This is a genomic window from Cupriavidus sp. IDO (genome assembly GCF_000812465.1).
GTDB lineage: Bacteria > Pseudomonadota > Gammaproteobacteria > Burkholderiales > Burkholderiaceae > Cupriavidus.
On the sequence record NZ_JWMA01000012.1, the window covers coordinates 121,269 to 132,965 of the forward strand.

Here is an 11,697-nt window from a genome sequence, read left to right on the forward strand (position 1 = left end):
TGGACAGAACCAACATGCAAGACATCACGCCAAACCAAGTCAACCGCTGGCAGTTCTGGATCGACCGCGGCGGCACCTTTACCGATATCGTGGCCAGGCGCCCCGACAATACCCTGGTCACGCACAAGCTGCTGTCGGAGAACCCGGAGCAATACAAGGACGCGGCGGTGGCCGGCATCCGCCACCTGCTCGGCCTGAAGGATGGCGAGCCCATCACGCCGGACCAGGTCGAAGCGGTCAAGATGGGGACTACCGTGGCCACCAACGCCCTGCTCGAACGCAAGGGCGAAGCGACCGCGCTGTTCATCACCCGGGGCTTTGGCGACGCGCTGCGCATTGCCTACCAGAGCCGGCCGCGCCTGTTCGACCTGGAAGTCATCCTGCCCGAGCTGCTGTACACGAAGGTGGTGGAGGTCGATGAGCGCATCGGCGCGCACGGCGAGCTGGTCACCCCGCTCGACGAAGAGCAAGTGCGTGCCGACCTGCAAGCGGTCTATCGCGAAGGCTTCCGCTCGGTCGCCATTGTCCTGATGCATGGCTACCGCCACCACGCCCACGAGCAGGCGGTTGCGCGCCTGGCCCGCGAGACCGGCTTCACCCAGGTCAGCACCTCGCACGAGGCCAGCCCGATGATGAAGCTGGCGTCGCGCGGCGACACGACCGTGGTGGACGCCTATCTGTCGCCCATCCTGCGCCGCTATGTCGAGCAGGTGGCCGCCGAGATGCCCGGCGTCAACCTGCAGTTCATGCAGTCGAGCGGCGGCCTGACCGACGCGCATCGCTTCCAGGGAAAGGACGCAATCCTGTCCGGCCCTGCCGGCGGCATTGTCGGCCTTGCGCGCACCGGCCAGCTCGCCGGCTTCGGGCGGCTGATTGGCTTTGACATGGGCGGCACCTCGACCGACGTGTCGCACTATGCCGGCGAGTTCGAGCGCGAGTTCGAAACCCAGGTGGCCGGCGTGCGGATGCGCGCGCCGATGATGAGCATCCACACCGTGGCAGCGGGCGGCGGCTCGATCCTCCATTTCGATGGCACGCGCCTGCGGGTGGGTCCCGACTCGGCCGGCGCCAATCCCGGCCCCGCCAGCTACCGGCGCGGCGGCCCGCTCACGGTGACCGATTGCAACGTGATGCTGGGCAAGATCCAGCCGGCGTTCTTCCCCAGGGTATTCGGCCTGCACGCCGACCAGCCGCTGGACGCCGACATCGTCCGCGAGAAGTTCACCGCGCTGGCAGAGGACATCTTCCAGGCCACCGGCAACCGGCGCACGCCCGAGCAGGTCGCCGAGGGCTTTATCGAGATCGCCGTCGGCAATATGGCCAATGCAATCAAGCAGATCTCGGTGCAACGCGGCCACGATGTGACCGGATACGTGCTGACCACCTTCGGCGGCGCCGGCGGCCAGCACGCCTGCCTGGTGGCCGACGGGCTCGGCATGCGCAGCGTGTTCGCGCATCCGCTGGCCGGCGTGCTGTCGGCCTATGGCATGGGACTGGCCAACCAGAGCGTGATGCGCGAGGAGTCGGTCGAGCTGGTCCTGTCGGACGATGCCCTGCCCGAACTGGCCGCCCGGCTCGACAAGCTGGCGCAACACGGGACCAACGAGCTGTTGCGCCAGGGCGTGGCCGCCAGCCGCATCGAGACGCTGCGCCACGTGCACCTGCGCTACCAGGGCACCGACAATGCACTGCTCGTGCCCTTCGGCGACGTCGCCACCATGCGCGCCGCGTTCGAGGCCGCCTACCGCCAGCGCTACGCCTTCCTGATGCCGGACAAGGCACTGGTGGCCGAAGCCATCTCGGTCGAGGTGCTGGGCGTGTCTGACGCCCCGCAGGAGGCTTTCGCCGAGTTGCCGGCACGTACCGGCGTACTGCAGCCAGCCGACACCGTGCGCATGTTCAGTGGCGGCGAATGGCGCGACACGGGCCTGTTCCGCCGCGAAGACACCCGGCCCGGCGATATCATCCGCGGGCCGGCCATCATCGCCGAGCCCGTCGCCACCACCGTCGTGGAAGCCGGCTGGCAGGCCGAGGTGACGCCGCTCAATCATCTCGTGCTCGCGCGCATCGAAAAGCTGCCGCCGCGCCGCGCCATCGGCACCGGTGCCGATCCGGTCATGCTGGAGGTCTTCAACAACCTGTTCATGAGCATTGCCGAGCAGATGGGCCTGCGCCTCCAGAACACGGCCCACTCGGTCAATATCAAGGAGCGGCTCGATTTCTCCTGCGCGATCTTCGATGCCGACGGCAACCTGATCGCCAACGCGCCCCACATGCCGGTGCACCTGGGCTCCATGGGCGAATCCATCAAGTCCGTGATGACAGCCAATGCTGGCAGGATGCAGCCCGGCGACGTCTACGCGCTGAACGACCCCTACCACGGCGGCACGCACCTGCCGGATATCACCGTGGTCACGCCGGTGTTCGATGCCCCCGGCCAGCGCATCCTGTTCTACGTGGGCTCGCGCGGCCACCATGCCGACGTGGGCGGCATCACGCCCGGGTCGGTGCCACCCAACTCCAGCACCGTCGACGAGGAAGGGGTGCGCATCAGCAACTGGAAGCTGGTGGAGGATGGACGCATGCGCGAGCGTGAAACCATCGAGCTGCTGCTATCCGCCACCTACCCCTCGCGCAACCCGCAGCAGAACATCGCGGACTTGCGCGCACAGGTCGCAGCCAATGAAAAGGGTGCGCAGGAGCTGCGCAAGATGGTCGAGCACTTCGGGCTCGAAGTGGTGATGGCCTATATGCGGCACGTCCAGGACAATGCCGAGGAGTCGGTGCGCCGGGTGATCAGCGCACTGTCGGATGGCGCCTTCAGCTACAGGATGGACAACGGCGCCGTGATCGAAGTCGGCATCCGCGTGGACCAGGCCGCGCGCAGCGCGGTGATCGACTTTACCGGCACGTCATCGCAACTGCCGAGCAACTACAACGCGCCCAAGGCGATCTCGATGGCGGCGGTGTTGTACGTGTTCCGTACCCTGGTGCACGACGACATTCCGCTGAACGCCGGCTGCCTCAAGCCGCTGGAAGTGATCGTGCCGGAAGGGTCCATGCTCAACCCGGTGTACCCGGCGGCGGTCGTGGCCGGCAATGTCGAGACGTCGATGTGCATCACCAATGCGCTGTATGGCGCGCTTGGAAAACTGGCGTCGAGCCAGGGCACCATGAACAACTTCACCTTCGGCAACAGCCGCTACCAGTACTACGAGACCATCTCCGGCGGCCTCGGCGCCGGCGATGGATTCGATGGTGCCAGCGTGGTCCAGGCGCATATGACCAATTCGCGCCTGACGGACCCCGAGGTGCTGGAGTGGCGCTACCCGGTGCGCCTGGACAGCTACCGCATCCGCCATGGGTCGGGCGGACAGGGGAAATGGCGCGGCGGCGACGGTGGTATTCGCCGGATCCGCTTCCTGGAACCGATGACCGCGTCGATCCTCGCCAACAACCGGCTCGTCGCGCCATTTGGCATGGCGGGCGGCGAAGCCGGCGCGCTCGGACGCAACTGGGTGGAACGGGTCGACGGCAGCCAGGAACCGCTCGGCTACGCCGCCACGGTGGAACTGCGGGCCGGCGATACGTTCGTCATCGAAACGCCGGGAGGCGGTGGCTACGGAGTGCCGCTGGTGGATCAGCCATAGTCCGCCACGCGCCCGCCCGGATGGTGGCTAATGGCGCTGCCCGGAGTCAATCCGCCAGCGCCATTTTGGACTTCCGAAGCTGGTGTCCTGTTCCGTTGTTAACTGATCTATGTTTGCATAGGATGTTGGTATCAACGGAACGGGAGATACCAGCATGCCAATGGGCCGACCGAAGGTAGAACTGATGTTGAGCCAAGACGAACAGTCGCAACTTACCTCGATGGCGCGTTCGCGCGCTATCCCGGCTGCGCTGGTGACACGAGCGCGCATCGTTTTGGCGGCGGCTACAGGCGAGCCCAACAGCGAGATCGCCAAACGGCTGCAACTCACGCGTGCCACAGTGGGTAAGTGGCGCGCTCGGTTCCTTGAACGGCGCATCAATGGCCTGTACGACGAACTGCGCCCGGGCAAGCCACGCACAATAGACGACGAGCGCGTGGCGGAACTCATCAAGACGACGCTGCATACGAAGCCCGCGGGCGGCTCGACACACTGGAGTGTGCGGGCGGTGGCGGCCGAGACATCTATTTCGCCTACCAGCGTGCACCGCTATTTCAAGCTGTTGGGGCTGCAACCGCATCGTAGCGAGACCTTCAAGTTGTCCATTGACGCGTTCTTCATCGAGAAGCTGCGCGACGTGGTGGGTCTGTACCTGAACCCGCCCGAGAACGCGTTGGTGCTGTGCGTGGATGAGAAGAGCCAGTGCCAGGCACTGGAGCGCACTCAGCCGATGCTGCCCATGGGCCTGGGCTATGTCGAGGGTGTCACCCACGACTATGTCCGTCACGGCACGACGACTCTGTTTGCCGCACTGAACGTGCTCAACGGTGCGGTGCTGGCCGAGTGCAAGCCGCGTCATCGGCATCAAGAGTTCCTCGCCTTCTTGCGTTCGATCGACAAGGCTGTTCCCGCCGAACTCGATGTGCATTGCATCGTGGATAACTACAGCAGCCATAAGCACCCCAAAGTCAAGGCGTGGCTGGCAGCCCGTCCGCGCTGGCACATGCATTTCATCCCCACCTACAGTTCCTGGTTGAATCAGGTCGAACGCTTCTTCTCGATCATCACCGACAAGGCCATCCGTCGTGGCTCCTTCACCTCGGTCAAGGAGCTTGTGCAAAAAATCGATCACTTCGTCGCTCACTACAACCAGAATTGCAAGCCATTCAACTGGACGGCCACCGCGGATTCGATTCTCGCCAAGCTGAAGAGACTTTGCGAACGAATCAGCGGAACAGGACACTAGATCGCAGACTTCCTGACTGCCCCGGTAGCAAAGAACTGCTGCAAGTTCTCGAACACCAGTTCCGCCATCGCCTGGCGCGTCTCGTGCGTGGCGCTGGCGATATGCGGCAGGAGGACGACATTGTCCAGGCCGAACAGCGCCTCGGGCACGTTCGGTTCATCCTCGAAGACATCCAGTCCGGCCCCCGCGATGCGCTGGTGGACCAGCGCATCGACGAGCGCCGCCTCGTCCACCACCGTGCCGCGCGCGATATTGATCAGGAAGCCTTGCGGCCCCAATGCGTCGAGGACGGCGGCGGATACCAGGTGGCGTGTCGACGGGCCGCCGGCGGTGGCGATGACCAGGTAGTCGGCCCAGCGCGCCAGGGCCTCCAGCGAAGGCTCGTAGGCGTAAGGCGCATCGTCGGACCGGTTGCGGCTGTGATAGCGGACCTCCATGTCGAAACCCGCGGAACGGTGCGCGATCACGCGCCCGATGCGCCCCATGCCGATGATGCCGAGGCGCTTGCCGCTCACGCGCGTGGCCAGCGGAAACTGCCCCCTGGGCCATTCGCCCCGGCGCACGAAGCGGTCCGCGGCGCTGATCTTGCGCGACACATCCATCAGCAGCGCGAAAGCGGTATCGGCGACACAGTCGTTCAGCACGTCGGGGGTGTAGCCCACGGCAATGCCGCGGCTGCGCGCGGTCTCGAGATCGAGCTTGTCCAGGCCCACGCCGAAGCTGGAGATCACGCGCAGTGCCGGCAAGGCAGCCAGCAGCACGGCGTCGGCCCCGATCGCGGCGCGCGTGGTCAGGGCAGTGAACTCGCTACCGTGGCGGGACAGGAAGCCGGCGGGGTCGGACTCCGTCCAGAACGGGTGGACGTCATAGTGTTCGGCAAGACGCGCTTCGATGGCTTCCGGCAGGCGGCCATGCTGCAGCAGGCGGGGTTTCATGCGATGAGTCCTTTGAAGAGACAGCCGTGCGCGTCAGTCGGCGCGCAGCTTATTGTCGACAATGATTTTTGCGTAGCGCTTGCGGTCGGTGGTGATCAGCTCGCCAAACTGCTGCGGGGTGCTACCGACGGGAATCGCACCCTGGTCGACCAGTTGCTGGCGGACTTCGGGCAGCGCCACCACCTGCTTCACGCCCGCGGCAATCTTGTCGACGATATCCCGGGGCGTGCCGGCCGGAGCGAGCAGCCCTACCCACGAGCCGGATTCCGCGCCGGATATCCCCGCCTCGGTCAGCGTGGGCACCTCAGGCAAGGCCGGCGAGCGCACCTTGCCTGTCACCGCCAGCGCGCGCAGCTTGCCGGCCTTGACGTGACCCGCCGTCTCCAGCACCGAGGCGAACAGCATGTCGACGTTGCCGGCCATCAGGTCGGTCATGGCGGCGCCGCCCCCCTTGTAGGGCACGTGCAGCATGTCGGTGCCGGTGGCGGCCTTGAAGATCTCGCCCGACAGGTGCGGCGAGCCGCCGGTACCCGAGCTGGCGAATGACAGCTTGCCCGGCTGCGCCCTGGCCAGTGCCACCAGTTCCTTCGCGGTCCTGGCCGGCAGCTTGGGCGTGACGACCAGCGCGAACGGCAGCTCGGCCATTTCGGTCACAGGCACAAGGCGGTTGGGGTCATAGCTGAGCTTGGTGTACAGCGTGGGGTTGATCGACTGCGTGCCGACATTGCCCGCCACCAGCGTATAGCCATCCGGCTTCGCGCGCGCCGCCAGCTCCAGGCCGACGTTGCCTGCCGCGCCCGGCCGATTGTCCACCAGCACCGGCTGCCCCCACAGCTGCGACAGGCGCTGCGCGACCAGCCGAGTGGCAATGTCGGTGCCGCCGCCCGGCGTGAACGGCAGGATGATCGTGACCGGCCGCGCCGGCCATCCGGCGGCAGTCTGTGCCTGCGCGGCGGGCGCCAGCAGCGGTGCTGCCGCGAGGCAAAGGGCCAGCAGGACGCTGCGCCGGCCGCCGTGGGTTGGATTGCGTTGTGGCATGGCTGTCTCTGTGTCTTTCGTGTTGTGTGGTGTCATTCCGGCTGGATGCCGGCGTTCCTGGCCACCTTGGCCCACTTCACCATCTCGGACTGGATGAAGCCGGCAAACTCGGCGGGGCTGCCACCCGCGGGCTCGATGCCCGCCGCCAGCAGACGTTCGCGCATGTCCGGCGCGGCCAGGGCCTGGTTGATGGCGGCGTTGAGCTTGTCGATCACCGCCCTGGGCGTGCCGGCCGGTGCCAGGACACCACCCCAGGTACTGGTGTCATAGCCCGGCAGGCCGGCTTCGGCCATGGTGGGCACCTGCGGCGCGATCGCCGCGCGCTTCGTTGTGGTGACGGCCAGCGCCCTCACCTTGCCGGCCTTCACCTGCGGACCGATCGCGGCCACGGTGTCAAACATCAGCGAAACGCGCCCGCTGGTCAGGTCCGGGTGCGCCAGCGTGCTGCCCTTGTAAGGCACGTGGACCATGTCGATGCCGGCCATGCTCTTGAACAGTTCGCCGGAGAAATGCGGCGCCCCGCCCGATCCGCTCGACGCGAACGACAGCTCGCCGGGATGCGCCCTGCCATAGGCGATCAGGTCCTTGACCGATATCGCGGGAACCGACGGCGAGACCACCAGCATCAGCGGCACGATGTGCGTCAGCACGACCGGCTCGAAGCTTTTCACCGTATCGAACGGCAGCTTGCGGACCATGCTCGGATTGATGGCATGGCTGCTCGCCACCAGCGCCAGCGTGTAGCCGTCAGGGGCGGCCTTCGCCACCAGGTCGGTGCCGACGATGCCAGTCGCGCCGCTGCGGTTGTCCACGACCACCGACTGGCCCCAGGCCGCGGTCAGCTTCTGGCCGACCAGCCGCGCCACCAGGTCGATGGCGCCGCCCGGCGAAGCGGGCACGACGATGGTGATCGGTTTGCTGGGATAGCTCTGTGCTCGGGCGCCGGCGGGCGCCAGCGTGAGGACGAGCGCTGCCGCGGCGAGGCCGGCGGCAAGCCGGTAGTATCCCGGCGCGATGGAACGAAGCGTGGTGTTCATGGTGTCTCCTGCCTTAACCATCTGGCGAATGGCGGCATGTCGGGCCGCCCCTTCCCTGCCTGCTTACTCGACGCGCGCGCCGGACTTCTTCACCAGCGCAGCCCAGCGCGGGATCTCCTTGTCCATCAGCGCCGACAACTCGGCGGGCGAGCTGCCCACGACTTCCATGCCGAGCTGCTGCGTCAGCCGCTGCTGCACGGCGGGCTGCCTCAGCGCCCGCACCACTTCGGCGTTGAGCCGTTGCACCACGTCCTTCGGCGTGCCGCGCGGTGCGTAAAGCGCCTGCCAGGAAACCATCTCGAAACCACTGACGCCCGCCTCGGCCATCGTCGGCACATTGGGCAGCAGCGCCGAGCGCTTCGGCGAGGTCACCGCCAGCGGGCGCAGCTTGCCGGCCTTGATCATGGCGTCGCCCGCAGTCAGCTGGTCGAACAGGAACGGCACCAGCCCCGCGGCCACGTCCTGCACGGCCTGCGGGCTGCCCTTGTATGGCACGTGGGTCATCGGCACGTGGATCAGGTCCGCGAACAGTTCGCCGGCCAGGTGGGTCGACGTGCCCGCACCGGAGGAGGCGAAACCGAGGCCGTTTTTCTTCTTCGCGTAGGCGATCAGCTCCTGCACGTTGTTGACCGGCAGGTCCGCGTTCACCATCAGCACGTTCGGCACGTAGCCGACCAGGCTGACCGGCTCGAAATCCTTGACCGGGTCGTACGACAGGTTTTTGTACAGGCTGGCGTTGATGGCGTGGGTGCTGATGGTGCCGCCGAAGAGCGTATAGCCGTCCGCCTTGGCTCGGGCCACATAGGCCGCGCCCACGGCGCCGGCCGCGCCGGGCCGGTTCTCCACCACCACCGGTTGCCCGAGGGCGCGCGACACTTCCTGGCCGATGGTGCGCGCGACGATGTCGGTCGAGCCGCCAGCCGCGAACGGCACGACCCAGGTGATCGGGCGCGACGGCCATTTGTCCCCGGCATGGGCCGGTGCGCAGACGGCACCGATGCCGAGGGCCAGCCACGCGGCCAGGGTCCGGGCCCCGCGCCCCGCGAGGGCAATGCGTTGCATCATGTTGTCTCCTGCCATGGCCGGTCATGCCGGCCTGTATTTGTAGTCGTTGGCGTGGGCGGCGTCAGGGTCCGGCTAGCGGCCCGTGGCCTTGCGCCACGCCGCGAAGTCTTCGCGGGCCTGCTCGCTGGTGGGCGGATAGAGGCCGATGATGGAGCGGCCCTTGTTCACCTCCTCGGTGACGAAATCTTCGAACGCGGTCATTTCCACCGCCTCGGCAGCGATCTCTTCGGCAAGGTGGGCCGGGATGATGATCACGCCCTCGCTGTCGCCGACCACCACGTCGCCGGGGAAGACCGCCACATCGCCGCAGCCGATCGGCACGTTGAATTCCAGCGCCTGGTGCAGCGTGAGATTGGTCGGCGCCGACGGGCGGTTGTGGTAGGCGGGCATGGCCAGCCGGGCAATCTCGGGTGAATCGCGGAAGCCGCCGTCGGTGACGATGCCGGCGCCCCCGCGCTGCATCAGGCGCGTGACCAGGATCGAGCCTGCCGAGGCCGCGCGAGGATCCTTGCGGCTGTCGATCACCAGCACCGCGCCCGGCGGACATTGCTCGATGGCCTGCCGCTGCGGATGCGCGGGATTCTGGAACACCGTGATGGGGTTGAGGTCCTCGCGCGCGGGAATGTAGCGCAGCGTGAAGGCCTCGCCGACCATGTTGGCGTGCTCGGGATTGAGCGGGCGCACATCCTGGATGAACTGGTTGCGCAGGCCGCGCTTGAACAGCGCGGTGCACAGCGTCGCGGTGCTGACGGTCTTGAGCTGGTCCCGTACGGAGGGGCTGAGTTGGGTCATGGTGGTCCCTTGTCTGGCGTGGCGGCGTCAGTAAATGCTCGGCTCGCCGCTGGGCGCGCCGAAGTCGGTTTGCAGGAAATCGAAATCGCAGCCTTCATTGGCCTGTCGGATATGCCGGGAGAACATCCAGCCGTAGCCGCGCTCGAAACGCGGGGGCGGCGGCATCCATTGCTCGCGGCGGCGCGCCAGCTCTTCGTCGGACACCTCCAGATGGATGCTACGCCGCTCGATGTCGACCGAGATCAGGTCACCGGTGCGCACCAGCGCGAACGGCCCGCCGACATACGATTCCGGTGAGACATGGAGGATGCAGGCGCCGTAGCTGGTGCCGCTCATGCGCGCATCGGACATGCGCAGCATGTCGCGCACGCCCTGCTTCACCAGCTTCTTCGGGATCGGCAGCATGCCCCACTCCGGCATGCCGGGCCCGCCCTGCGGACCGGCGTTGCGCAGGATCAGCACGTGGTCGGCGGTGACGTCGAGGTCGTCGCGCTCCACGGCTTCCTTCATCGACGGATAGTCATCGAACACCAGCGCTGGCCCGGTGTGTTTGAAGAACCGCTTCTCGCAGGCGCTGGGCTTGATCACGCAGCCGTCGGGCGCGATGTTGCCCTTGAGTACGGCCAGCGCGCCTTCCTGGTAGAGCGCGTTCTCCGGCGTGCGGATGACGTCGTCGTTATAGACCTCGACCCCGGCGATGCTCTCGCCCAGCGTGCGGCCGGTGATGGTCATCGCGTCGAGGTGCAGCCGGTCGCCGATGCGGTTCATCAGCGCCGGCAGGCCGCCCGCGTAGAAGAAGTCCTCCATCAGGTATTTGTCGCCACTGGGCCGGATATTGGCGATCACCGGCACGCGCCGGCTGGCAGCGTCGAAATCCTCCAGGCCGATGTCATGGCCGGCGCGCCGCGCCATGGCGATGACATGGATGATCGCGTTGGTGGAACAGCCCATCGCCATGGCCACCGCGATGGCGTTCTCGTACGACTGGCGCGACTGGATGCGCTGCGGCGTCAGGTCTTCCCACACCATGTCGACGATGCGGCGGCCGGCCTCGGAACACATGCGGATGTGATTGGCATCGGCGGCCGGGATCGAGGACGCGCCGGGTAGCGTCATGCCGATCGCTTCGGCGATGGCGGTCATGGTGCTGGCCGTGCCCATCGTCATGCAGGTGCCGTGGCTGCGCGCGATGCCGCCTTCGATGCCAGTCCACTCCGCCTGGCTGATATTGCCCGCGCGGCGTTCGTCCCAGTACTTCCAGGCGTCCGAGCCGGAGCCCAGTACGTTGCCCTTGTAGTTGCCGCGCAGCATCGGGCCGGCCGGCACGAAGATGGCCGGCACGCCCGCGCTGGTGGCGCCCATCAGCAGGCCCGGCGTGGTCTTGTCGCAGCCGCCCATCAGCACGGCACCGTCGATGGGATGGGAGCGGATCAGTTCTTCGGTCTCCATCGCGAGGAAGTTGCGATAGAGCATGGTGGTCGGCTTGACCGAGCTTTCCGACAGCGAGATCGCCGGCAGTTCGATGGGAAAGCCACCCGCCTGCAGGATGCCGCGCTTGACGTCGTCGACGCGCTGCTTGAAGTGGGCGTGGCAGGGATTGATATCCGACCACGTATTGATGATGGCGATGAGCGGCTTGCCCATCCACTCGCCTGGCGAGTAGCCCATCTGCATGATGCGGGACCGATGGCCCGACGAGCGGAGGTCATCGGGGGCGAACCAGCGCGCGCTGCGCAGCGCGTCCGGCGTCTTCTTGCGAGCCATCATTGTCTCTTCCACCTTGGTCGTGAGGCCCGCCGCGAGCGGCCGGCCTGGTGATGGGCATTAAAGCACTAATATATTAGTACGTCAATTTGGGTGAAATCCCTTAGAATTCCACCAATTGGGACGTCTCAGCACCGCCAGTGTGGCGGTTCGGGCACCCGCCCTGGTTT

8 protein-coding genes are annotated in these 11,697 nt (G+C 66.6%); 2 read left to right on the forward strand and 6 right to left on the reverse strand.

Features of this window, described 5'->3' with window-relative positions; translation table 11 throughout:
* Positions 1-14 precede the first annotated feature (14 nt).
* Entirely contained in the window at positions 15-3,650 is a 3,636-nt protein-coding gene (locus tag RM96_RS04505) for a hydantoinase B/oxoprolinase family protein (RefSeq protein ID WP_039008116.1), read from the forward strand.
* Positions 3,651-3,804: 154 nt separating this feature from the next.
* A complete protein-coding gene (locus RM96_RS04510; protein ID WP_039008119.1) occupies positions 3,805-4,896 on the forward strand; it encodes an IS630 family transposase in 1,092 nt (363 codons plus the stop codon).
* Here the strand turns inward: RM96_RS04510 and RM96_RS04515 are convergent.
* The 6 genes from RM96_RS04515 to araD form a co-directional block, all read right to left on the reverse strand.
* Positions 4,893-5,831, reverse strand: coding sequence for a 2-hydroxyacid dehydrogenase (locus RM96_RS04515; protein ID WP_039008120.1), 939 nt, complete (start codon positions 5,829-5,831; stop codon positions 4,893-4,895). The genes RM96_RS04510 and RM96_RS04515 overlap by 4 nt on opposite strands.
* Positions 5,832-5,864: 33 nt before the next feature.
* Positions 5,865-6,869: a Bug family tripartite tricarboxylate transporter substrate binding protein gene (locus tag RM96_RS04520; RefSeq protein ID WP_039008122.1), complete on the reverse strand. Its 1,005-nt coding sequence runs from the start codon at positions 6,867-6,869 to the stop codon at positions 5,865-5,867.
* 32 nt (positions 6,870-6,901) lie between these two features.
* Positions 6,902-7,906, reverse strand: coding sequence for a tripartite tricarboxylate transporter substrate binding protein (locus RM96_RS04525; protein WP_052279321.1), 1,005 nt, complete (start codon positions 7,904-7,906; stop codon positions 6,902-6,904).
* 63 nt (positions 7,907-7,969) lie between these two features.
* Positions 7,970-8,971: a Bug family tripartite tricarboxylate transporter substrate binding protein gene (locus RM96_RS04530; protein WP_039008124.1), complete on the reverse strand. Its 1,002-nt coding sequence runs from the start codon at positions 8,969-8,971 to the stop codon at positions 7,970-7,972.
* A gap of 72 nt (positions 8,972-9,043) precedes the next feature.
* Positions 9,044-9,763, reverse strand: coding sequence for a ribonuclease activity regulator RraA (locus RM96_RS04535; protein WP_039008126.1), 720 nt, complete (start codon positions 9,761-9,763; stop codon positions 9,044-9,046).
* A gap of 27 nt (positions 9,764-9,790) precedes the next feature.
* Positions 9,791-11,530 carry an L-arabinonate dehydratase gene (gene araD / locus RM96_RS04540; protein ID WP_193752387.1) on the reverse strand — a complete coding sequence of 580 codons (1,740 nt, stop codon included), beginning with the start codon at positions 11,528-11,530 and terminating at the stop codon, positions 9,791-9,793.
* Positions 11,531-11,697 lie beyond the last annotated feature (167 nt).